Annotated in this window: 19 protein-coding genes; 12 read left to right on the forward strand and 7 right to left on the reverse strand. The window is 73.8% G+C overall.

Annotated elements, in window-relative coordinates; all coding sequences use genetic code 11:
- Nucleotides 1-11 precede the first annotated feature (11 nt).
- From BJZ21_RS06045 to BJZ21_RS06065, 5 genes are all read right to left on the reverse strand, one after another.
- The gene (locus tag BJZ21_RS06045; protein WP_179662924.1) at nucleotides 12-1,241 is read right to left on the reverse strand and encodes an AGE family epimerase/isomerase; all 1,230 of its coding nucleotides are present in this window, start codon (nucleotides 1,239-1,241) and stop codon (nucleotides 12-14) included.
- Nucleotides 1,238-2,026, reverse strand: a complete 789-nt coding sequence (locus BJZ21_RS06050) for a thioesterase family protein (protein WP_179662925.1) — start codon at nucleotides 2,024-2,026, stop codon at nucleotides 1,238-1,240. The genes BJZ21_RS06045 and BJZ21_RS06050 overlap by 4 nt, the downstream gene beginning before the upstream one ends.
- Before the next feature lie 450 nt (nucleotides 2,027-2,476).
- A complete protein-coding gene (locus tag BJZ21_RS06055) occupies nucleotides 2,477-3,277 on the reverse strand; it encodes an FAD:protein FMN transferase (protein ID WP_343051982.1) in 801 nt (266 codons plus the stop codon).
- The gene (locus BJZ21_RS06060; RefSeq protein WP_179662926.1) at nucleotides 3,274-3,843 is read right to left on the reverse strand and encodes an FMN-binding protein; all 570 of its coding nucleotides are present in this window, start codon (nucleotides 3,841-3,843) and stop codon (nucleotides 3,274-3,276) included. The genes BJZ21_RS06055 and BJZ21_RS06060 overlap by 4 nt, the downstream gene beginning before the upstream one ends.
- A gap of 4 nt (nucleotides 3,844-3,847) precedes the next feature.
- A complete protein-coding gene (locus tag BJZ21_RS06065) occupies nucleotides 3,848-5,254 on the reverse strand; it encodes a ferredoxin reductase family protein (RefSeq protein ID WP_343051983.1) in 1,407 nt (468 codons plus the stop codon).
- 477 nt (nucleotides 5,255-5,731) lie between these two features.
- On the opposite strand from BJZ21_RS06065, the gene BJZ21_RS06070 reads away from it, so the two are divergent.
- The 9 genes from BJZ21_RS06070 to BJZ21_RS06110 all read left to right on the forward strand — a co-directional run bounded on the left by BJZ21_RS06070 (nucleotide 5,732) and on the right by BJZ21_RS06110 (nucleotide 18,801).
- Nucleotides 5,732-7,279 carry a hypothetical protein gene (locus BJZ21_RS06070; protein WP_179662927.1) on the forward strand — a complete coding sequence of 516 codons (1,548 nt, stop codon included), beginning with the start codon at nucleotides 5,732-5,734 and terminating at the stop codon, nucleotides 7,277-7,279.
- A gap of 265 nt (nucleotides 7,280-7,544) precedes the next feature.
- Nucleotides 7,545-9,056, forward strand: coding sequence for a DUF3375 domain-containing protein (locus tag BJZ21_RS06075; RefSeq protein WP_179662928.1), 1,512 nt, complete (start codon nucleotides 7,545-7,547; stop codon nucleotides 9,054-9,056).
- Nucleotides 9,053-9,826 (forward strand): DUF4194 domain-containing protein, encoded by a 774-nt coding sequence (locus tag BJZ21_RS06080; protein ID WP_179662929.1) that lies wholly within the window; start codon nucleotides 9,053-9,055, stop codon nucleotides 9,824-9,826. Before BJZ21_RS06075 ends, BJZ21_RS06080 begins: the two co-directional genes overlap by 4 nt.
- Nucleotides 9,823-13,308, forward strand: coding sequence for an SbcC/MukB-like Walker B domain-containing protein (locus BJZ21_RS06085; protein ID WP_179662930.1), 3,486 nt, complete (start codon nucleotides 9,823-9,825; stop codon nucleotides 13,306-13,308). The genes BJZ21_RS06080 and BJZ21_RS06085 overlap by 4 nt, the downstream gene beginning before the upstream one ends.
- 196 nt (nucleotides 13,309-13,504) lie before the next feature.
- Nucleotides 13,505-14,599 carry a phosphatase PAP2 family protein gene (locus tag BJZ21_RS06090; RefSeq protein ID WP_179662931.1) on the forward strand — a complete coding sequence of 365 codons (1,095 nt, stop codon included), beginning with the start codon at nucleotides 13,505-13,507 and terminating at the stop codon, nucleotides 14,597-14,599.
- Between the two features lie 69 nt (nucleotides 14,600-14,668).
- Nucleotides 14,669-15,334, forward strand: a complete 666-nt coding sequence (locus tag BJZ21_RS06095; protein ID WP_179662932.1) for a hypothetical protein — start codon at nucleotides 14,669-14,671, stop codon at nucleotides 15,332-15,334.
- A gap of 49 nt (nucleotides 15,335-15,383) precedes the next feature.
- On the forward strand, nucleotides 15,384-16,163 hold the full coding sequence (gene coxB, locus BJZ21_RS06100; protein WP_179662933.1) for a cytochrome c oxidase subunit II: 780 nt from the start codon (nucleotides 15,384-15,386) through the stop codon (nucleotides 16,161-16,163).
- Nucleotides 16,160-18,115 carry a cytochrome c oxidase subunit I gene (locus BJZ21_RS06105; protein ID WP_179662934.1) on the forward strand — a complete coding sequence of 652 codons (1,956 nt, stop codon included), beginning with the start codon at nucleotides 16,160-16,162 and terminating at the stop codon, nucleotides 18,113-18,115. Before coxB ends, BJZ21_RS06105 begins: the two co-directional genes overlap by 4 nt.
- Nucleotides 18,112-18,801: a hypothetical protein gene (locus BJZ21_RS06110; RefSeq protein ID WP_179662935.1), complete on the forward strand. Its 690-nt coding sequence runs from the start codon at nucleotides 18,112-18,114 to the stop codon at nucleotides 18,799-18,801. Before BJZ21_RS06105 ends, BJZ21_RS06110 begins: the two co-directional genes overlap by 4 nt.
- On the opposite strand, the gene BJZ21_RS06115 is transcribed toward BJZ21_RS06110, so the two are convergent.
- Entirely contained in the window at nucleotides 18,741-19,103 is a 363-nt protein-coding gene (locus tag BJZ21_RS06115; RefSeq protein WP_179662936.1) for a hypothetical protein, read from the reverse strand. The two genes, BJZ21_RS06110 and BJZ21_RS06115, sit on opposite strands and share 61 nt — an antisense overlap.
- Nucleotides 19,100-19,966 (reverse strand): cytochrome c oxidase assembly protein, encoded by an 867-nt coding sequence (locus tag BJZ21_RS06120; protein ID WP_179662937.1) that lies wholly within the window; start codon nucleotides 19,964-19,966, stop codon nucleotides 19,100-19,102. The genes BJZ21_RS06115 and BJZ21_RS06120 overlap by 4 nt, the downstream gene beginning before the upstream one ends.
- A gap of 51 nt (nucleotides 19,967-20,017) precedes the next feature.
- Between BJZ21_RS06120 and BJZ21_RS06125 the strand changes: the two genes are divergently transcribed.
- Genes BJZ21_RS06125 through BJZ21_RS06135 form a run of 3 tightly spaced genes read left to right on the forward strand, consistent with a single transcriptional unit; the run spans nucleotide 20,018 to nucleotide 22,235 of the window.
- Nucleotides 20,018-20,761, forward strand: a complete 744-nt coding sequence (locus BJZ21_RS06125; RefSeq protein ID WP_179662938.1) for an SCO family protein — start codon at nucleotides 20,018-20,020, stop codon at nucleotides 20,759-20,761.
- Complete coding sequence (locus tag BJZ21_RS06130) at nucleotides 20,758-21,315, forward strand: TlpA family protein disulfide reductase (protein ID WP_179662939.1); 558 nt, start codon at nucleotides 20,758-20,760, stop codon at nucleotides 21,313-21,315. The genes BJZ21_RS06125 and BJZ21_RS06130 overlap by 4 nt, the downstream gene beginning before the upstream one ends.
- Nucleotides 21,312-22,235 carry a heme o synthase gene (locus BJZ21_RS06135; protein ID WP_179662940.1) on the forward strand — a complete coding sequence of 308 codons (924 nt, stop codon included), beginning with the start codon at nucleotides 21,312-21,314 and terminating at the stop codon, nucleotides 22,233-22,235. Before BJZ21_RS06130 ends, BJZ21_RS06135 begins: the two co-directional genes overlap by 4 nt.
- Nucleotides 22,236-22,245 lie beyond the last annotated feature (10 nt).

Consider the following 22,245-nt stretch of genomic DNA (forward strand, 5'->3'; position numbering starts at 1 on the left):
GCCGGGCGGGGTCAGTCCGGGAGCGGTCCCAACGCGGCCGCGGCCGCCGGCGCCGCCGGCAGGCGGGGGAGCAGGGTGGCCTGGAAGGCGTGGTAGACGTCCGGCTTGCCCCGCCACACCGTGGCCGCGGGCCGGTTGGCCGGGTCGAGCTCGTGGTGCCAGCTGCCGTGCTCGAGGTCGACCAGGTGCTCCCGGGCGAACCGCCACCACTCGTCGTACCAGCGCCCGAAGCCGGGCTCGCCGGTGCGCCGGTGCAGCGCGGCCGCCGCAGCGATCGCCTCGGCGACCACCCAGTGCATCCGGGTGCGGACCACCGGGCGGCCCTCCCAGTCGACGGTGTAGACGAACCCCGGCCGCCCGTCGACCTGCCAGCCCACCCGCACGGCGGTGTCGAACAGCGCCCGCGCGTCCTCGAGCAGCCAGCCCGGCGCCCCGGCGACCGACGCCTCGAGCTGCACCAGCAGCCGTGACCACTCCAGGAGGTGGCCGGGGGTGCAGCCGTAGGGCCGGAACGGGTCGTCGCGGTGATCGGCGTTGTAGTCGGGAAGCGGCTGCCACTGCGCCGAGAAGTGCTCGGGCAGCAGGTAGCCGTGCGCCCGGGCGACCCCGTGCACCAGGTGCTCGGCGAGGCCGAGCGCGAGCCGGTGCCACTCGGCGTCCGGCTCGACGTCGCCCAGCACGAGCAGCGCCTCCACCATGTGCATGCTGGCGTTCGCGCCCCGGTAGGACTCGCTCGCCGTGAACGCCTCGTCGTACTCCTCGACCACCCGGCCTCGCGCGTCCAGGAAGCGGGTGCGCAGCACGCCGGCGACGCCGTCGAGGAGGTCGCGTCCGCCGGGCACGCCGGCCGCCGTGGCGGAGCCGGCCGCGAGCGCCACGAAGGCATGGGTGTAGGCGGTCTTGCGGGCATCCGCCGCGGCAGCGGCGTCGGGCCGCAGCGACTCGAACCAGCCGTCGTGCACCGGGTCGCGGTACGCCGTCAGCAGCGACCGCACCCCGTGCTCCGCCGTCTCCCGGGCACCGGGCACCCCGAGCTGGGCGCCGAGCGTGAACACGTAGGTCATCCGGGCCGCGATCCAGGTCGGGAGCGGCGATCCCGGGACCGGCGTGCCGCGCTCGTCGAGCCAGCCGAACCCGGCCGGTTCGAGCACCGAGCCTGCGGCGAACCCGAGCAGGCGGCGCCCCTCGGCGGCCAGGATCGCCTCGTCCTCGCGGCCCGTCCCGGCCGGCCGGCCGGTCACCCGGGCCCGTCCGTCCGGGCGCGCACGGTGAGCAGCTGCGCCAGCCGGCCCACCGGGCCGGTCTCGTCGTGGAGGACCGTCTCGGTGAGCCCCAGGCCCTGCGCTCCGAAGACGACCGCGGCGTCGAAGCCGACCCAGCGCCCGACCGGCTGGCGGTGCAGGTGCAGGGTCAGGTCGACGTTGGGGAACAGCCACTTCTGCGGCGACTCCCGCACCGAGAGCCCGTTGGCGGTGTCGATCAGCCCGACCCAGCGGGCCAGGTCGCTGACCGGCTCCCCGGCCACGAGCTCGACCGGGCTGCGCACCCAGGCCAGCGCCCGGCCCGGCTCGGCGTCCGGCTCGCGTCGTACCTCCAGGGAGGCGATGTAGCCGCCGGGCCACACCGAGGTCATGTCCCACGGCGGCACCTGTGCCGGCGAGGGTGTCGCGACCGGCTCGCCTCCGGTGACGGCCGTGGTGTCCCCGGGGACCAGCCGCCACGCCCGCGCGATCGCCACGGTGCGCCCCGCCCGGGTGGCCCGCGCCTCGACCAGCGCGATCGTGCGGCCGGGCCGGATCAGCTCGACGGCCACCTCGAACTCGTCGACCTCCACCACGCCGAGGATGTCGAGGGTGAGCCGGCCGAGCACCAGGCCGTCGTCGCCGACGGCGCGTTCGATCTCGTGCACCAACAGGCCGGTCATCGGCGCGATGTGCTGCTCGGTCTCCGACCAGGCGCCGCTGGTGTGCGGGGTCGCCCGGAAGCGGCTGCCGTCGAGCCGGAAGAAGTAGGCAGGGGACTGCATGCGGTCAACCCTGCCGCACCGGCGCGTGGGGAGGTGTCGTCGGGGGCGTGAGGACTCCGGCGGCGTTTCTGCGCCCCGGGGCCGGCCCACGGCTCCTAGGCTGGGCCGCACCCGACCCGAAGGGGCAAGACCCGTGGCGACTCCCGACATGCAGTGCGACAACTGCGGCGCGACGATGCGGTGGGAGACCTCGCACTCGCGCTGCGACCGGTGCGGGCACATCCGCCCGTGTTGCGAGGGGGCGCCCGTGACGGCGAGCTGCGTCGTGCCGCCGGCGGCCGCGACGCACTGAGCGGTCTGCGGTCGGACCCGCCTGGCAGGTCGGATCGACCGCGAAGCGCCGGCGCAGGTGGCCCGGACCCAGGTTCGCCCGGACCCGGGTTCGGCCGGACGCCCCGCGAGCACCATGAGCTGCGCCGAGCTGCGCCGAGCCAGGCCTACGAGACCGGCCTACGAGATGGGGCCGGTCTGGCCGTCCGCCTGACCGACCACGGTCCGGCTGCCGTCGGTGCCCACCACGAGCCCGGTGCGGCCCGGCCGGGAGCTGAGCCAGCCGGTGGCCTCCGGGCCGAGCGCGAACGCCGCGGTCGCGTCGAGGTCGGCGTCGGTGAGCGAGGCGGTGACCACGGTCACCGACGCGACACCGACCGGCACCAGCCCGGTGCGCGCATCGACGATGTGCGTGCCCCGGTGGGTGAACCCCGAGGTCGCCACGCCGCCGTTGCGGACCGGGATCCGGGCGACCAGCCGCCTGGGGTCGGCGGGGTCCTCCACGCCGATCCGCCACGGCGGCCGCGCCGGGTCGGCGACCCGGCAGACCAGGTCACCCCCGGCGGACAGGCAGAAGTCGCCGGCCAGCGTCTCGAGCGCCCGGGCCGCCTGCTCCACCGCCCAGCCCTTGACGACGCCGTCGGTGTCGAGCACCGGGCGCCCCTCGGCGTCACGACGGCGTACGTCGAAGGCGCCGCCGGACTCCACCCGGGTGCGCTCGGCGAGGGCGAGCACCTCCGCCACCTCGGGCGGGCACTCCTCCACGCCGATCTCGCCGCGGCCGAGCCGGGAGACGTACGACGCGGGCCGGTAGGTGCTGAACACGCGGTCCACGTCATGCAGCGTCGCGACCGCCTGCTGCCAGGCGTCGGCCAGCGCGGGGTCGTCGGCCGACCGACCGCGCACCGCGAGGCTGACCGGTATCCCCATCACGTGCTCGACCCGGCGCACCAGGGGCCGGGAGCCGGTCACCTCGGTCACGCGCCCACCTGGTCGAGCGCGCTCTGCAGCGACTGCAGGTAGCCGGTGCTGGTGTAGGTCGCGCCGCTGACCATGTCGATGTCGGCGCTCTGGGCCTCGGTGGTCTCCTGGATGAGGATCGGCAGGGCGTAGGCGTTGATCTCGTCGGATCGCGGGTTGCCGGTCGGGTGCTGCAGGACGCCGACCCGGGTGATCGTGCCGCCCCGCAGCGTGAGCTGCACCTGGACCGGGCCCCAGGCGGTCATCGCCACGCCGCCGGTGGCCTTGGTCGTGGTGGGGGTCGTGGAGGGTGCCCTGGTCGCGGAGCCGGAGCCGGAGCCGCCCGACCCCGAGCCGCCGCCCGAGCCGCCGCCGGAGCCGCCGCCCGTGCCGCCCGCGCCGCCGCCGGAGCCGCCGCCCGTGCCGCCCGCGCCGCCCGAGCTCGTCGTACCGGTCGAGCCGCTGCCGCCCGTCACGATCGACGTCGACGCGCCGGTGGCCAGCGTGGAGGAGGTGGAGGTGTGATAGCCGAAGAGCAGCACCACGAGGGAGGCGGTGGACAGGAACCACAGGACGATTCGCTTCAAGGGGTCACCACGCAAAGGTCTCGAGATGGATCTGGTCGGGGGAGAGGCCGGCCGCGAGCAGGTCCCGGCGGACCAGCTCGGTCCAGGCCGCCGGGCCGCACACGAACGCGTCGCGCTCGTGGATGTCGGGGACCCAGTAGCGCAGCGCGTCGAGGTCGGAGACCTCGCCGACGCCGTGCGGCAGCCACGAGTGGGGCCCGCGGCGGTGGCCGGGCAGGTACAGCACCCGCAGCCCGCGCTCGCGGGCCAGGTGCTCGAGCTCGTCGAAGAAGAGCGCCTCGGTGGTGTAGCGCTTGAGCAGCACGGCCTCGCCGGGCCGGTAGGCCAGCCCCTCGGCCAGGGCGCGCAGCGGGGTGATGCCGACGCCGGCACCGATCAGCGCGACCTTGTGCCGGGTGCGGGCGCGGGCGCCGAGCCGGCCGTACGGCCCCTCGAAGAGGACCCGGGTGCCCGGCCGCAGGCGGAAGCTCGCCGCGCTGCCGTCGCCGACCGCCTGCACGGTGATGCGCAGGCTGCGTCCGTCCGGGGCCGCGGAGAGGGAGTACGGGTTGGCGCGGGTCCAGCCGGGGCGGCCCAGGAAGCGGAAGCCGAGGAACTGGCCGGCCTCCACGGGCAGCCGGTCGAGGCGGTGCCCGGTGAGGTAGACCGAGGCGACGCCCGGCCCCTCGGCGACCACCGACGCCACCCGCAGCCGGTGCCGCAGGTTGCGCCAGCCGGGCAGCGCCACCCGCCACACGAGCACGGCGGCCGCGGTGGCCCCCCACGCCGACCACCAGAAGAGCGACCGGGCGGGGGAGGACATCAGCTCCTTGCCGGTCCAGAGCTGGTGCGGCAGGGCCAGCCCGACGCCGAGGTAGGCGTAGAGGTGGAGCAGGTGCCAGGACTCGTAGCGCAGCCGCCGGCGCGCGAGCCGGACGCTGGTGGCCACCACCATCACCAGGCAGCCGGTGCCGGCGACCGCGAGCAGCATGCCGGGGTAGTTGATGGTCAGGTCCCACGCGGTCGCAGGGGTCCCGGCCAGTCGGCCGCCGGCGTACCCCCAGGTGATGGCGACCAGGTGGGCGAGCATCAGGTTGAACGAGGTGAAGCCGACCACCCGGTGGATCGCGGCCAGCCGGTCCTGGCCGAACGCGGACTCCAGCACCGGGACCCGCGCCATCAGCAGGACCTGCGCGAGCAGCAGCACCGACGCCACCAGGCCGGTGATCCGGCCCACGGACGTGAGGCGGTCGGCCCGGCCGCCCAGGCCCTGCACCCCGCCGCCGGCGACCCACCAGTAGGTCACCAGCAGCAGCGCCAGCCACAGCAGGCTGCCGGCGGCGAGCCGGACGGTCGCGTCGCGCCGGGCCCGCAGGCCGGTGGGGACCGGCCGGGCCCGGGACGCGGTGGTGCCCGACACCACCGCCGTCACGTGTCGCTGCCCTCGCCGACGCCCGGCGCCTGCTGCTGGTCCTGACCCTCCTGCGGGCCTTGCTGCTGGGTCGGGTCCTGCCGGACCTGGGGCGAGAAGTCGCGCTGCCCGTCCTGGTGGACGTACGCCGGGAGGCCGTCACCCTCGGGGGTCGCGGCCTCACCCAGAGGCCACCGAGTCCCGCCACCACCAGCGCGGCGGCGCCGCCGGCGAGCCAGCTGCGCAACGACGTACCGTGGCCCCTGCCGACACCGCGAGCCGGATCGCGCGGCGCCTCCGGAGGCAGCACCGGCGCCGGGCCGGACGTCGTGTCGTTCATGGTCTCTCCCAGGGTCTGTGTCTGAGGTAGACATTCGCGGGACGGACTTGGCGGACCATGAAGCCCGCCTGTGTGCCGGCTGTGAGAACCGCCCGGGGGACCCGCGGCGTGACCTTGGACCCTGAGACCACGCCCGGTCCGATGCGTCCACTGAAGAGGTGGGAGCGGGTGCACGGTGGTGGTTGCTGTTGTCGCTGGTCGTCGCGACCACCGCCGTCGTGGTCCGGCTGCTCATGGTGCTGCGCGGCGCGGGGCTGGGCGGGATGCTGTCCTACGACGACGGGGTCTACTACTCCGCCGCGGGGTCCCTGGTCTGGGGACGGCTGCCGTACCGCGACTTCCTGCTGCTGCACCCGCCGGGCATCGTCGTCGCGCTCACCCCGTTCGCGGCCTTCGGACGGCTGACCAGCGACCTGCTCGGCTTCGAGGTCGCCCGGCTGGCCTGGATGCTGCTCGGCGCGCTCAACGCCGGGCTGGTCGTGGTCGCCGCGCGCCGGTTCGGGCTGGTCGCGGCGGGGGCGGCGGGGTTCTTCTACGCGCTGTGGCCCGCGGCCGCGCAGACCGAGACGACCACCCGGCTCGAGCCGCTGCTGAGCCTGGGGGTGCTGCTGGCGCTGGCGCTGCTGGCCGGCCCGCTCGGCGCGAGGTCCCGGCCAGGGCACCTGGTCGCCGGGGGCGCGCTCGGGTTCGCGCTGGCAGTGAAGATCTGGGCGGTGGTGCCGGTGGCGGTGATCTGGTGGTGGTGCCGCCGGAGCCTCGGGCCGGTCGCCGCGCGGCGGGTGGGGCTGGCGGCCGTCGGGACCGCGCTCGCGCTCTACCTCCCGTTCTGGCTGGCGGCGCCCGGACCGATGACCCGGATGGTGGTCCTCGACCAGCTGGGCCGCACCCGCGCACCGGTGCCCGTGACCGAGCGGCTGGCCGAGGTGCTGGGCGGCACCTCGTCGTCCGCGACGACCGCGCTGACCGAGGTCGTCATGCTGCTGCTGGTGGCGCTGGCGCTGGTCGGGCGACGACCGCTGGGGCGGTGGGCGGTCGGCCTGCTCGGCCTCCAGCTGGCGGTGCTGCTCGCCGGACCGCCGTTCTTCTCCTTCTACGCCGCGTACGTCGTCCCCGCGCTCGCGCTCGTGGTCGCGGCGGCGGTCGCGACCGTCGGCGACGCCCTGGGGTGGCTCCGCCTCGCCCGCCCCGCGGTCGCGCCGACCGCCCGGGCGGGTGCGCTGGCGGTGCTCGGCGTCGGCCTGCTGCCGCTGGTGCTCGTCGACGCGCGGGCGGCCCCCGGCGTACCCCTGCCGGGCGGAGAGCTGCAGGCGCTCACCGCCACCAGCCGGTGCGTGACCTCGGACTCCCCGGGGATGCTGGTGCTGCTCGACCGGCTCGGACGCAACCTGTCGCGGGACTGCCCGGTGCCGGTCGACGTCAGCGGGATCACCTACGACTCCGCGAGCATCCAGCGCGACGGCCACCACGTGCCGCGCGCGCACAACGGGGTCTGGCAGCGGGCCCTGCGCCGCTACCTCCTCTCAGGCGGCACGACGGTGGTCGCCCGGCCCGGGGCCGACCGGTTGAGCCCGCGGACCCGCTCGGTGCTGCGCCGGCTGCCGGTGCTGCACCAGGGGGAGGGGTACACCCTGTTCGCGGTGCCGCCGGCCCTGCGCACCGCCGTGCTCCCCGGCCACGAGCCCGGCCCTGCCACCCTGACGCCCTGACCTCGCCCTGACCCCGCCCCTCGCCGCGGCGGTCGGGCCCGAGCCGGATTCGGTTTGCCCTGTCGATCCGCTGGGGGTTGTCAGGGTGTTCTCTCGGTTGGGGGGCGTTGCAACGGCCCCCAACCGAGGGAATCCCCGGCTGGCCGGGGATTCCCGCAGCCTCGCCCGCCCCAGCGACCACCCGGCCGCGAGCGGGCCGGGCGGTCGGTGGCATGCTGTCTGGCCGCTGTGCCCGGAGGGCGGCCGGCGTGGTGGGAGGGAAGCGATGAGCGACGTGGCGGGCGAGCTCGCGCGCGTGCGCGGCGCGTTCGAGCAGCCCACGCTGACGCTGCTGCACCAGCGTCAGGCGCCGGTGGTGATCGCGGTCTTCCGGTCCGCGTTCGGTCGCGACAACCGGCCGATCCCCACCGCGCGGCTGCACGCGGTCGTCGACGACCACCTGGCCGAGCTCCGGCTGGCGGGGGAGAAGGAGCTGCCCTCCGGCACCGGACGCGAGCTGTGCCAGCGCTGGATGCGCGGTCAGTGGCTGGTGCGGGCGCTCGACGAGCGCGGCCAGGAGGTCTACACGCTCACCTCGCACGCGCAGCAGGCCCTCGAGCTGGTCAAGACGCTCTCCCGGGACCGGGCGACGCTCAGCGAGCACCGGATCGCGACGATCCTGACCACGGTCCGCCGGTTCAACGGCGAGGCCAACCCCGACCGCGGCACCCGGGTGGCGATCCTCAACGCCGAGATCGGCCGGCTCACGGCCGAGCGGGACCGGTTGGTCGACGGCGAGGAGCTCGCGCTGCTGAGCGAGGACTACATGCTCGAGGGCTTCACCGAGCTGCAGTCGCTGATCTCGGCGCTGCCCAGCGACTTCGCGCGGGTGGAGGAGCGGTTCGCCGAGATCCGCTCGGAGATCCTGGCGTCCTTCCGTGCCGAGGACCGTCCCGCGGGCGAGGTCATCGACGACTACCTCGCCCGCGCCGACGCGCTGATGACGGCCACCCCGGAGGGGCGCGCGTTCGAGGGTGCGTTCGCGCTGCTCCGCGACGACGCGATGGTCGCCCAGCTGCGCGAGGACATGAACGCGCTGCTCGACCACCCGCTCGCCGAGGCGATCCTCGCCGACGCCGACCGCGCCGAGCTGCGCGGCACCGTACGGCTGGTGCGCGACGGCCTGGACCGGGTGCTCTCCCAGCGGTCCCGGGTGACCTCGACGCTCAAGGAGTACATCGTCTCCCACGACGGGGCCCGCGACCGCGAGCTCGAGCAGACGCTGCGCCAGATCGAGTCGGAGCTGACCACCTGGATGGCCGCCTCCGGCCCGCGCTCCACGATCGGCCTGCCGCTGCTGCCGGCGCGCGTCGACGTCGACCACCTGCGCGAGCGGTTCCACGACCCTGCCGACGACCTCGGGCCGGCCCGGCTCGCCGACACTCCCCGGGCGGAGTCCGAGAGCCCGTCGTACGCCGAGCTCCTGGCGCAGGGCGGCCCGTCCCTCCCGGCGCTGCGGGAGCGGCTGGACGCCGCGCTGCGCTCGCCCGACGCGGCCAGCTCGCTGGGCGAGCTGTTCGACAGCCTCGACTCGTCCCTGCGGCGGCCCGTGGAGATCCTCGGCCTGCTGCACCTCGCCGCCGACCACGACCTGACCGCGGAGCCGGCGCTGGAGCACTACCGCGCGGTGCGCGCCGACGGCTCCGCGCGGAGCTTCGCGGTGCCCCGGTTCGCCCTGCCGGACCCGCCCGTCCCGGACCCGTCCGACCCCGAGCTCGCGCCGGAGGAGACCCGATGAGCACCGACCTGACCGAGACCGAGCCGATCCAGGGGGAGCCGGTCGCGGGGGAGTTCACCGCGCTCGACGACGACGACCCCACCCGCGAGGCCACCGCCTCGGTCTCGCTGTTCGAGGGCGACGAGGGCAGCCTGGAGCTCGCCGAGCGCCGGGCCTTGGTCGCCCTGCTCAAGCAGCGCTTCATCAGCGCGCGCACCCACCCCCGCGACTGGCAGGCGCTGGTCGCCAACGAGCGGGTGCTCCGCTCACGCCTCAACGACCTGTTCCTCGAGCTGCAGGTCGACCCGGTCCGCGAGGTCGCCTGGAAGCGGCAGGCGACCCCTGAGACCGGACCGCGGTTCCCCACGCTGCTGCACGACACCGCGTGGAGCCGGGAGGAGACGATCGTGCTGGTGCACCTGCGCGACCGGTTCCGCGCGGCGACGGCCGCGGGCGAGCAGCGCGTCCACGTCGACCGGGAGGACGTGGTCCGCCACGTGGCCGGCTTCCGTCCCACGCACGCCACCGACGTCGCCGGGGACGAGAAACGGGCCCGCAACGCCGTGAGCAGCATCAACAAGGCCGGCCTGCTCATCGGGTCGCCGACCGACGACCGGTTCGAGGTCTCCGAGGCGATCGAGTCGCTGCTGCCGCTGGAGCTGCTGCGCGAGCTGCTCGACGGGCTGCGGCGCACCAACGACCCCGCCGCCCAGGCGGCCGAGGACCCACTCTTCGCCGGCTTCGAGGGCGAGGTCGAGCCGCACGAGAACGACCCGGAGGAGCAGCCGTGAGCACCGACCTCGAGACCGGGCCGTTCGGGCCGTCCGGGCCGTCCGACGGCGCGGAGACCGCCCCGGACCCGGACGGCGACGCCGCGCCGGGGGAGGGCCTGTTCGACCACGGCAGCGTGACGACGCCGGCCGACGACACCCTGCAGTGGCGGGCCGAGCTGCTGCAGCTGGTCAACTGGGGTGGGTTCTCCGGGAGCGCGCGCGTGGACCTGCACGGCGACGCGACGATGATGTCCGGCGCGTCCGGGGTCGGCAAGAGCACCGTGCTCGACGCCTACACGGCGCTGATGATGCCCTCGGACACCAAGTTCAACGGGGCCTCCAACGACGCGGTCGCCGGCCGGGCCCGGGGCGTCGGCCAGCGCAACCTGCTGTCCTACCTGCGCGGCGCGGTCGACGTGGTCGACGACCCCCGCACCGGGCGACCGGTCGAGCGGCTGCTGCGCGGGCGCAACGTCGACACCTGGGGCGCGGTCGCGATGACCTTCGTCAACGACCAGCAGCGCCGCTTCACCGTGCTGCGCACCTACTACGTGCCGCGCCGGGCCACCCGCTCGGGCGACGTGCAGATGCAGCTGGCCACCCTGGACGCGCTGGTGGACCTCGCCGGACTCGAGGCCGCCGTACCCGACCGGTTCCACGCCAACACCCTCAAGAAGCTCTACCCGGGCCTCCGCGTGCACCGCACGTACGCCGAGTTCGCGGCCGTCCTGCACGCCCGGCTCGGCATCGGCGCCAACGGTGACGGCGCCAAGGCGCTGCGGCTGCTGGCCCGGATCCAGGCCGGCAACCAGGTGCGCAGCGTCGACGAGCTCTACAAGGAGATGGTGCTCGAGCGGCCGGCGACGTTCGCGGCCGCCGACCGTGCGATCGAGCACTTCGACGACCTCGAGTCGGCGTACACCGCGATGCGCACCGAGGAGCAGAAGCTCGACCTGCTGGCGCCGATCACCGGGCTGCAGCAGCGCAAGACGGTGGCGCAGGCCCGGACCCGCGAGCTCGACGCCTTCGGGGTGACCTCGACGGGTGACACGCCGGTGCGGCTCTGGCTGCTGCGCACCCATGCCCGGCTGCTGGGCGCCGCGGTCGACACCAACCGACGGGGCCGGCTGCGGGTGGCCGACGAGCTGCAGGCGAGCGCCCGCGCCGAGACCGCGCTGGCCGCCGACCTCGAGGCCGCCAAGCAGGAGCACCGGGCCGCCGGCGGTGCCAGCCTCGAGCGGCTCGGCGTCGACGCCGAGCGGGAGCGGGTGCTGCGCGAGGAGCGGGCCGCCCGCCGCGACTCGTTGCTGGAGCGGCTCGCCCCGCTCGCCGACGGCGGGGCCGAGGAGGCGCTGGCGTCGCGCGAGGAGTTCGCCGCCCTGCGGGCGCGGGCCGAGGCCTGGCTCGCGGCCCACGCGCAGGAGGCGGCCGACCTGGTCGCCCGCCGCGATCAGGTGATGGGCGAGCGCTACCCGCTGCTCGCGCGGCGCAAGGAGCTGGAGGCCGAGCGGGGCTCGCTCGAGGGCCGCGCCGGCCGGGTGCCCGAGCGGCTGCACGCGCTGCGCGCCGAGGTGGCGCGGGCGAGCGGGCTGTCGCTGGAGGAGCTGCCGTTCGTCGCCGAGCTGATCGACGTCGCCCCGGCCGAGTCCCGGTGGCGGCTCGCGATCGAGACCGTGCTCGCCGGGTCGGCGCGGCTGCTGCTGGTGCCGGCCGACCGGCTCGAGCACTTCTCGGCGGCGATCGACTCGCTGCGGCTGCGGGGCCGGCTGACCTTCGAGGGCGCCGAGCTGGAGCTGGACGGGCCGACGACGACCGACCCGGACCGGGTGGCCGGCAAGCTGCTGTTCCGCGACTCGCCGTTCCGGGGCTGGGTGCAGCGGCACGTCGCCGAGCCGGCCCGCAACGCGCTGTGCGTGGAGTCCGCCGACGAGCTCGGCGACGGCGGCTACCGGGTCACCGCGGCGGGCCAGACCCGGTCGGGCCGGCGGGGCTCGCACGGCCGCGGCGAGCAGCGCAACATCATCGGCTTCAGCAACGCCGACGCGCTCGCCGAGCTCGACCAGGAGCTCGCCGGGATCGAGGAGGCGCTGACCGGGCTCGACCGGCGGCTGGCCGAGGTCGAGGCCGCGACCCGGGTGCTGGAGCAGCGGCGGACGGCGTACGACGCGGTGCGCAGCCAGGGCTTCGACGACCTCGACGTGGTCAGCTGCGACACCCGGATCGCCGAGCTGGAGCGGCGGCGCGAGGACCTCCTCTCCGCCGACGACCGGCTCGAGACGATCGAGCAGCAGATCGCGGGGCTCGAGGCCGCCCTCGAGACCGCCCGCCGCCAGCGCTACCAGCTCGACGAGGAGCGGCGCCGGCTGGACGCCGAGCACGGCGAGCTGGTCGAGGCCGAGGACCAGGTCAACGACGAGCTGGAGCGGATCGGCACGGTCCGGGTCGTGCTCACCGAGGAGCAGGCCGCCCGGCTCGACGAGGAGTTCGCGGTCGCGGCCGCTCCGGACGACCCCGAGGACCTCGGCCGCTTCCACGAGAACGCGGGCCGTCTGCAGGTCCGGCTCAACGAGGCGGTCGCCGGCGCCCAGGTCGAGGTGGAGCAGGTGGACCGGGAGCTGGGCAACATCTTCCGCAGCTACCAGTTCCAGTGGGAGGACCCGAACCTCGGCACCACCTCGGACTCCGTGGCCGACTACGCGCGGATCCTCGCCGAGATCGAGGCCACCGGCCTGGCCCAGCGCCGCAGCGAGTGGCGCCGCCGGCTCACCGAGTGGAGCGGCCAGGACCTGGTGCCGCTGGCCGGCGCGATGTCGGCGTCGGTCGAGGAGATCGAGGACCGGCTCGAGCCGATCAACGCGATCCTGCGCCGGCTGGAGTTCGGTGCCGCGAAGGACCGGCTGCGGATCCGGCTGCGGCGTCTGGCGCCCGCCCACGTGCAGGTGTTCGTCCGTGAGCTGCGCGAGCTCTCGAGGGGCACCGGTCGCGACCTCACCGAGGAGCAGATGGAGGCCCGCTTCGCCCAGCTGCGGCGGTTCATGGAGCAGCTGCGGCGCCCTGAGCACGGGTACGACGGTGAGCGCGGCTCCGACCGCGACCGGCTGCTCGACGTGCGCCGGCACGTCGAGATCAGTGCCGAGCGCTACGACCGGCTCACCGGCGAGCTGAAGGCGACCTACCGCACCCTCGGCGAGAAGAGTGGCGGGGAGTCCCAGGAGCTGGTCGCGTTCATCGTGGGCTCGGCGCTGCGGTTCCGGCTCGGCGACGAGATGCGCTCCCGGCCCCGCTTCGCCCCGGTGTTCCTGGACGAGGGCTTCGTCAAGGCCGACTCGGAGTTCGCGGGCCGTGCCGTACGGGCCTGGAAGGGGCTCGGCTTCCAGCTCGTCATCGGGGTCCCGCTGGACAAGGTCACCGGGCTCGAGCCGCACATGGACGCGCTGCTGGTCATCACGAAGCACCCCGAGACCCACCTGTCGGCGATCCACGCCCTCACCGACGCCTGAGCCCGCCGAGTCGGCGCTCGTTGACACCGGGCCCCCGCCGAGTCGGCGCTCGTTGACACCCGGAGCCCGCCGAGTCGGCGCTCGTTGACACCCGGAGCGGTCAACCTGCGCCGACTCGGGGGGCTTCACCCAGCCTTCATGGCGGCTCGGCAGAATCGACGGGCACCTCACCCGCCCGAACGGAGACGACCACCGCATGCCCGACCTGCACCCGGACACCGCGACGCGCACGCAGCCGGACCCCGACACCGAGGCCACCCACCGCGAGGCGCTGCCCTCCTGGGTGCTCCGGGTCTGGGCGGTCATGGTCGTGTTCGGGGTCATCACGCTGGTCCGGTCCTCCGCCGTCGGCATCCCGCTGAAGGACCCGCACGGGCACATCCTGCGGTCGAAGATCGCCTACACGCTGGTGGCCTTCACCGCGTTCGTCCTCATCGAGGCCGCCACCCGGGTGCCCCGTCGCGGCTGGAGCGCGACCGCGCTGGTGACGGCCGTGCGCGAGCGGTGGACGCGCCGACGGCTCCTCCTGGCCGGTCTCGCCGTGCTCGCGTACCACCTCGTCTACTTCTGCTACCACAACCTGAAGAGCTGGGACGTCTTCATCGCGCCCCACGACCAGATGCTCGAATCCGTGGACCACTGGCTCTTCCTGGGCCACAGCCCGGCCGTCCTCCTCCACGACCTGCTCGGGCAGCACGCGGCGGCCTGGGTGCTGATGGTCTGGTACGAGTCGTTCCCCACGCTCGAGCAGCTGGCGATCCCGGCGGCCCTGGTCTTCGCCCCGCGGATGCGGGAGGCGTACGTCGGGGTCGCGTCGGGGCTGTGGATCTGGATCCTCGGCACCGCGTCGTACTACGCGATCCCGACGCTCGGGCCGTTCAACGCGGCGCCGCGCGACTTCAGCGGCCTGCCCCACATGATGATCCAGGACACCCAGGCGAGGTACCTCGCGCAGCGCAACGACCTGCTGGCGCACCCGCACGCCCCGGACGCGTTCGCGCAGATCTCGGCGTTCGCCAGCCTGCACGTGGGCGTCACGACCACGATCCTGCTGATGTTCCGCTACTACGGGATGCGCCGGTCCACCCGGGCCATGACGGTCTTCCTGATCGGCACGATCGTGGCCACCATTTACCTGGGCTGGCACTTCGCGGTCGACGACATCGCCGGGCTGTTCATCGGCTGGCTGTCGGTCCGTCTCGGGCGCTGGACGATCCACCCGCCGGCGCGCGCCGCACGTGAGGTCGCGTCCGGGCGACCGAAATTGGGGAGCGGCTCGCAATTGCGTTGACAGTCGGGGCAGGTGCGCCCTAGACCGAGCAGTGGGGACCTCGTGCCGAGGTCCCGAGGGTGGGTCACCATGAGACGCTTGCTCGGTCCTGCGCTGACGATTCTGCTCGGTGCCGCGTTCGTGGCGCTGATCGGCTGGCTGCTGCACCAGCAGCCGTCGCCCGCGGCCGTCGCGGTCCCGCACCAGGGGGCCGCGGACAGCCACCACGTCTACCTGCACCTGGCCACCTACCCGGACAGCATGGCCGGTGAGCACGGCAAGGACGGCGGCGCCGAGCCGGACTGGGTCAGCTACGGGCCGACGACGACCCTGAACGTGCCGCGGCACTCGCTGGTGACCGTCACGATCAGCCAGTACGACGGCGGGGAGGCCATCACCAATCCCTGGTTCGCCCGGGTGCACGGCACCGTCGGCGGGAGCGAGACCGTCGACGGCAAGACCGTGACCGGGGTGGATCCCGAGGCCGTCGGCCACACCTTCACGATCCACGCCGCCCCGACCGCCCAGGACCCGCTCTTCGTGAGCGTGCCCCTGCCCGCGGTGCCGGACGAGGCGCCACCGGCAGCCGGCAGCGACTACCCGAAGCCGATCGAGGTGACGTTCTCGTTCCGCACGAAGGGCCCCGGGAAGTACGTGTGGAACTGCGAGTTCCCGTGCGGGGACGGCACCTACGCCAAGTTCGGCGGACCGATGTCCACCCGTGGCTACATGTCGGGGACCTTGACCGTGACCTGAGCCTCATCCACGCAGTTCGTGCGAGACGGGTCGCAAGGGAGGGCGCCGCGTGTCAAGCACCGAAGAGATCCAGAAGCGACCGCGCTGGTGGAACCACCGCGACGTCCGCGTCATCGCCCTGCTGTGGGCCGTCTTCACGATCCTGGGCGTGGTCTTCGCGCTGATCGTGCCCCGCCACCTGATGGGCGTCGCCGCCTCCGACACCATGACCGAGGTCGAGCGCACGTTCGTGGTGTTCTCCGTCGCCTCCGCGCCGGTGGCGGCCCTGGTCTGGGCGCTCGCGGGCTACAGCCTGTGGCGCTGGCGCCGCAGGGGTCCCTGGTCGGCCGGCGACCCCGACGGGCCGCCGCTGCGCGGTCACGGCTGGTCGACCGGCCTGTGGATGTTCGTCTCGTCCGCGCTGTGCCTGTTCCTGCTGATCTGGGGCCTCGCCGCGCTCAGCAGCGTCGACTCACCCGCCAGCGCCAGTGCGGCCACGCCGATGGAGATCGACGTGACCGGCCAGCAGTGGGTGTGGACCTTCACCTACCCCGAGAACGGCGGCTTCGAGACCGACCAGCTCTACCTGCCCGTCGACCGCCCGGTGGTGTTCAAGGTGACCAGCGACGACGTGATCCACTCCTTCTGGGTGCCGTCGATGGGCATCAAGGTCGACGCCAACCCGGGGATGACCACCACGACCCGGACCACGCCGGACCGGATCGGGGTCTACCAGGTGAAGTGCGCGGAGCTCTGCGGCCTGCTCCACGCCGACATGGAGACCGATGCCCATGTCGTCTCGTCCGACGACTTCGCCACGTGGGCCGCGACCCGAGGGGGCAGCTCATGACCGTCGCCGACACCTACCAGACCGACCCGGTCACCGGCGGCCCCGACGGCGGGATCATGCGTCGTCTCAACGTCGGGACCGGGATCCTCGGCGGCGTGGTGCTCGCGCTGGCCGCCAACCTGCTCGCCGACTGGCTCGCGGGCGACGCCGTGCACGAGGTCGACGTGCGGGCGACCGCGACCATGGTCGGCTGGGCGGTCGGGTTCATGGCGGGGCTGGGCGCGTTCACCGGGCCGGTGCGCTGGCTGCTCGGCCGCGACCTGACCCATGCCGACGAGCTGTTCCTCGCCGGCAAGGACCAGGGCGAGGGCCGCTACTTCCGCTTCACCACCGACCACAAGGTCGTCGGCATCCAGTACCTCGTGCTGACCATGGTGATGCTCGGGGCCGGCGGCACGATGGCCATGCTGATCCGCACCGACCTGATCTCGCCGAACTCGGGCTTCCTCGGGCCCCAGACCTACAACTCGCTGGTCGGGCTGCACGGGCTGACGATGATCCTGGCCACGATCATCATGGTGACCGGGCCGTTCGGGAACTTCGTGGTGCCGCTGATGATCGGCGCCCGGGACATGGCGTTCCCCCGCCTGAACGCGCTCAGCCTGTGGCTGCTCTTCGCGATGCTGCCGGTGCTGTACTCGGCCGCGTTCCTCGGCGGCATCCCGATGGGGTGGGTGGGCTACACGCCGATCGCGGACCAGGGGCCGGCCGGCGTGGACTCCTACATGGTCGCGATCTTGATCTTCGCGGTCTCCACGGCCGTGGCGGGCGCGAACATCACCACGACCATCCTCACGATGCGGGCCCGGGGCATGACCTGGACCCGCACCCCCATCTTCGTGTACGGCGTGCTGGCCAGCGTCGTGCTGGCGCTCCCGGCGTTCCCGATGTTCATGGCCGCCGAGATCCTGCTCCTGGTGGACCGGTTGATGGGCGGCGGGTTCTACATCCCCAGCCTCGGCGGCCAGCCCTGGCTCTACCAGAACCTCTTCTGGCTGATGGGCCACCCCGAGGTCTACGTGATCCTCATCCCGGCGGTCACGGCGTTGATGGAGCTGACGGCGGTCTTCGCCCGGAAGCCCTTGTACAGCTTCCGGATCGCGGTGCTGTCCATCATCGCCATCGTCGGTCTGAGCGTCACCGTGTGGGCCCACCACATGTTCGCCTCGGGCTGGGCCCCGGACCTCAACGGCCCGTTCATGCTGACCACGGAGCTGATCTCCATCCCGACCGGTGGTCTGTTCCTGGTGATCCTGGGCACCCTGTGGCGCGGTCGCATCTGGGCCACGTTCCCGATGATGTGCACCTACGCGATGCTCTGGAACTTCATCATCGGCGGGATCACGGGCATCTACCTCTCGGACGTGCCGCTGGACTACCAGCTGCACGGCTCGATGTTCGTGACGGCGCACTTCCACTACACGCTGATGGGGGCGGGGCTGACGGGCGCCATCGGTGCCCTGGCCTACTGGTTCCCGAAGATGACCGGCCGGATGCTCGGTGACACCCCCGGCCTGGTGTCCTTCTGGCTGGTGCAGATCGGCTTCAACGTCACGTTCCTGGGGATGTTCATGGTCGGCCTGGAGGGCCAGCCGCGGCGGGTGGTCCACTACGGCGCGTCGCTCCACACGGGCAACCTGATCTCGACGATCGGCGCCTACTTCATCGGCGTCGGCATGCTGGTCCTGCTGTACGACGTGGTCGCCTCCTGGCGGCACGGCAAGCCCGCCTCGATGAACCCCTGGGGGGCCAAGACCCTCGAGTGGACCGTGCCCAACCCGATCCCGCTGGAGAACTTCGCGGTGCTCCCGGTGGTCACCGAGGACGCCTACGGGTACGGCGAGCCGGTCCGCGACGCCCCCGCCCGCGCGCCGGCGCCGGTCGCGGCCGGCGCCGGCCCCGGGCAGGGCCCCGGGCAGGGCGGCGGTACTGGCGAGGAGGCGAGGACGTGAGCACCGAGTCCCTGGTCAACAAGGAAGCCTTCGCCCCCGAGGAGCCGGAGGACTTCGGGGAGCGGTGGCGCACCGGCGCGCTGCTGCTGATCGTCGCGGACGCCTCGTTCGTCGTCGCGCTGTCCTTCGCGTTCCTGTACCTGCGGGGAGTCGACACCCAGGCCTCGTTCCACCCGGGCGGGACCGGGGTGGCGTCGCTGTGGTGGCCGTGGGTGGTGACGGTCGTGATGATCGCGTCGTACCTGGCCTACCGCGCAGGTCTCGAGGCGCACGAGCCCGGACGGCGGCACTTCCTCAACGGTGGCGTCGCCGCGCTGGTCGGCATGGCGGTCGCACTGGTCCTGAGCGTCGTGCAGATGCTCCGGTTCCCGTTCCACGTCAGCGACAACGCCTACTCCTCGGCCGTGTGGGTGCTCGCCGCCGCCAACGTCTTCCACCTGCTGGCCACGGTGTTCCTGGGCCTGGGGATCGTGATCCGGGTGCATCGGCGGGTGACGCGCGGGGCCCGCGACTGGCACGTCCGGATCGTCGGGATCTGGTTCGCCTGGGTGAGCGTCGCCTCCCTCGTCGGGGCGTTGACGGTGACCGTCGCCAACGGCACCGTCGGCTGCCCGCTCGCCCCGGATCAGCCCGACCCCGGGGCACGGTCGGTGCCGTCGTCGTCATGCTCGAACGCGTCGAGGTAGTCGCGCCAGGCCTGCAGGCCGGGGTCGTCGGCGGGGATGTCGCGCTCGGTGTGCGGCCGGGGAGGGCTCGGGCGGCGGCTCTCGCGCTCGCTCACCACGTGCCACCACATGACGCCGAAGACGACCGCGAACATCGGCCACTCCACGCAGTAGGCCCAGGCGATCTGGTGGCCGTGCCGGGCACGGGTCAGCTCGAACCAGCCGGCCGCGAGACAGAGACAGACCGCCGGCAGAAACACCAGGTGGTAGCGCACCGCGGCCCTGGACCGCAGCCTCGACGAGGTGCCCGGGGGGCCACTCACGGGCTCATACCCCGGGCCAGCGCGGCGTGGCCGGTGTCGGCGCGCCGCGTACGTCGGTCCTCGGCCGCGAGCCAGCCGTTGCCGGCCACCACCAGCCACGCGGCGCTCAGGACCATCGACGTGGACCACATCAGGATCCCGCCGAGGTGCTGGTCCGCCAGCGGGCCGGGCCCGAAGGGGCGTGCCACGTGGGCGTAGAACGGGTAGCTCAGGTGTGGCGCCGCGAAGATGAAGAAGCCGGTCATCGCCATCGGCACCATGACGGTGAACAGCGAGACCAGCCGCACCCAGTGCGGCACGAGGCGACCGCCGATCGTGGGGGACAGGAGCGGCTGGAAGAACACGAGCCCGGCGGCCAGGTAGAGCGGGTGCTCGACGTAGTCGTGGAGCACCGGGTGGGCGAGGAACACGTCGTACACGCGGGGCACGTGGCTGAGCGCCATGACCCCCACGAAGCAGCACCAACCGACGACCGGATGGGTCAGCACCCGGACCGCGTCGCTGCGCAGGATCGGCACCAACCGGCCGCGGCGCACGGGGCCGGGGCTGGCGCGCATCGTCAGCAGCACCGGGTCCCCCAGGACCAGCAGTGGCGCAGCCAGCATGGTCAGCAGCAGGTGCTGGGTCATGTGGGCGAAGAAGAAGACGTCGTCCCAGGCGCCGGGCGGACCGACCACGGCGAGCGCGGCGGCGCCGAGGCCGGCCAGGAAGCAGGCGGTCCGGTGCGCCGGCCAGGGGTGCTGCGGAACCCGGCGGGTGACACCGCGCGCGGCGACGACGTACGCCACGGCCGTGAGGACCACGAGCAGCCACGGAAGGGGCGCGGGCTCCCAGCTCCGGGCCAGGTGCAGCGCTTCGCTCACGTCCATCGACGCTACGCGGCTTCCAGGCTCCGCGTAACGCCCACATTGACGATGCTGCTGGCCGCGATCCTGGTGCTCGGCCTGGCGTCCTGCTCGGCGAAGGAGGGTGCGCCGGCCGCCGCCGCAGGCGCGATGCCGGACGCCGGCACCTCGCTCGACGCACCGGTGCCCGCGAGCGTGCTCACCGCGCCGCTGACCGACAGCCGCGGTCGCCCGACCACGCTGGACGCCTTCCGCGGCAAGGTGCTGGTGCTCACCGACGTGATGACCCTCTGCCAGGAGTCCTGCCCCATCGTCACCGCCAGCATGGTGACGGCGGCGCGCCGGCTCGAGGCCTCGCTGCGCGGGGACCGGGTGCAGTTCCTCAGCCTCACCGTCGACCCGGGCCGGGACGACGTGCGTCATCTGCGGGCCTACGAGCGGCAGTTCGGCGCGCTGCCCAACTGGACCCTGCTCACCGGATCGCGCCGGGTCGTCGACGGCCTGTGGGACACGCTCGGGGTCTGGCGCCACCGGACCCCGATCGAGCGTCCCTTTCCGCGGGACTGGGTCACCGGCGTCCCGCTGACCACCGACATCGCGCACACGGACGAGCTGATCTTCATCGACGGGGACCAGCGCTTCCGCTACGAGATGGACGGCTACGGGAACGTGCCGGCCTCGGCGATTCCGGGCCGGATCTACCGCTTCATGGACCGGCTCGGCCATCGCAACGTCTCGGCCACCGACCCCGGCGCCTGGACACCGGACCAGGTGACCGAGGTGGTCGACTGGCTGCTCGGAGGAGCGTCATGAGACGGCTCGTGCGCGTGACGGTGCTCGCGGGAGCCCTCGCCGCAGCCCTCGCCGGGGGCACCGCCTGCTCGGCCGGGCTCGAGACGCCGGCGTCGCACTCGGCGCTCGGGGCGGGGGCGGAGGTGTTCCCGGCCGGCGAGCGGGCCGCGGCTCCGCAGCTGCGCGGCACCACGCTGACCGGGGACGAGCTCGACCTCGCGGACCTGCTCGGGCACGGTCCGGTGGCGGTGAACGTCTGGGCCTCCTGGTGCGATCCCTGCCGGCGGGAGATGCCGGTCCTCGCGCGGGCCAGCTCGCGGGTGAGGGTGCTCGGGATCGACGAGCGCGACGATCGCGGCGCCGCGCGGGCGTTCGCTGCCTCCCGGGGCGCGGCGTACCCGAGCCTGTCCGACGCCGACGGCACCCTGCTGGCGAGCCTGGCAATGCTGCCGCAGAACGCTGTCCCGAGCACGCTCTTCCTCGACGAGCGGGGACGCGTCGCCGCGCGGGTGGTGGGGCCGGTGGACGCCGACGTGCTGCGGCGGGTCCTCCGCCGGTTGGGGGGCTCCTCATGACGCTGTCGCTGGCCGCCGGGACGTCCGGAGCAGGTCGCCTGCACGAGGTGGTCGGCGCCTACGTGGCGCTGACCAAGCCGCGCATCATCGAGCTGTTGCTCCTCACGACGCTGCCGGTGATGTTCCTGGCGAGCGACGGGGTGCCGCCCCTGGGGCTGGTGGTCGCGACCCTGGTCGGCGGCACCCTGTCGGCGGGCAGCGCCAACGCCCTCAACTGCGTGGTCGACGCGGACATCGACGCGCGGATGAGGCGGACCCGGCGGCGGCCGCTGGCGCGCGACGTCGTGACCCGACGCTCGGCCCTGGTGTTCGGGCTCGCGCTCGGGGTCGTGTCGACCGCCGTGCTCGCGGTCCTGGTCAACTGGTGGTCGGCACTGCTCGCCCTGGCGGCCAATGCCTTCTACGTCGTGGGCTACACGATCTGGCTCAAGCCCCGCACGAGCCAGAACATCGTCTGGGGCGGGGCCGCCGGCTGCGTGCCCACGCTCATCGCCTGGACCGCGGTGCGCGACGGCCTGGCCTGGCCGCCGGTGGTGCTGTTCGTCGTGGTGTTCTTCTGGACGCCCCCGCACTTCTGGGCGCTCGCACTGCGCTACCGCGAGGACTATGCCGCGGCGCAGGTGCCGATGCTGCCGGTGGTGGCGCCCGCGCGCGCGGTCGCCCGGCAGGTCGTCGGGTACGCCGTCCTCACCGTGGCGACGTCCGTGGAGCTGTGGCCGGTCGCGCACACGGGATTCGTGTACCCGGTGATCGCGCTGGTGCTCGGCGCCGCCTTCGTGGGCGAGGCGCTCCTGCTGCTCCGGCGCTCGCGCGGGTCCGACGCGCTGGCGGTGCTGCGTCCGATGCGGTTGTTCCACTTCTCGAACCTGTACCTGAGCCTGCTGTTCGTCGCGGTCGCGCTGGTCCCGTTCGTGCCCTGACCCAGGAGTC

The organism is Nocardioides panaciterrulae (assembly GCF_013409645.1).
GTDB classification, from domain to species: Bacteria; Actinomycetota; Actinomycetes; order Propionibacteriales; family Nocardioidaceae; genus Nocardioides; species Nocardioides panaciterrulae.

Bases quoted from the DNA above. Each gene is read 5' to 3' on its own strand.
- BJZ21_RS06050 (WP_179662925.1), bottom strand. From the start codon at position 2,026: ATGCAGTCCCCTGCCTACTTCTTCCGGCTCGACGGCAGCCGCTTCCGG.
- BJZ21_RS06075 (WP_179662928.1), top strand. From the start codon at position 7,545: ATGAGCGACGTGGCGGGCGAGCTCGCGCGCGTGCGCGGCGCGTTCGAG.
- BJZ21_RS06080 (WP_179662929.1), top strand. From the start codon at position 9,053: ATGAGCACCGACCTGACCGAGACCGAGCCGATCCAGGGGGAGCCGGTC.
- BJZ21_RS06090 (WP_179662931.1), top strand. From the start codon at position 13,505: ATGCCCGACCTGCACCCGGACACCGCGACGCGCACGCAGCCGGACCCC.
- BJZ21_RS06095 (WP_179662932.1), top strand. From the start codon at position 14,669: ATGAGACGCTTGCTCGGTCCTGCGCTGACGATTCTGCTCGGTGCCGCG.
- BJZ21_RS06105 (WP_179662934.1), top strand. From the start codon at position 16,160: ATGACCGTCGCCGACACCTACCAGACCGACCCGGTCACCGGCGGCCCC.
- BJZ21_RS06125 (WP_179662938.1), top strand. From the start codon at position 20,018: ATGCTGCTGGCCGCGATCCTGGTGCTCGGCCTGGCGTCCTGCTCGGCG.
- BJZ21_RS06130 (WP_179662939.1), top strand. From the start codon at position 20,758: ATGAGACGGCTCGTGCGCGTGACGGTGCTCGCGGGAGCCCTCGCCGCA.
- BJZ21_RS06135 (WP_179662940.1), top strand. From the start codon at position 21,312: ATGACGCTGTCGCTGGCCGCCGGGACGTCCGGAGCAGGTCGCCTGCAC.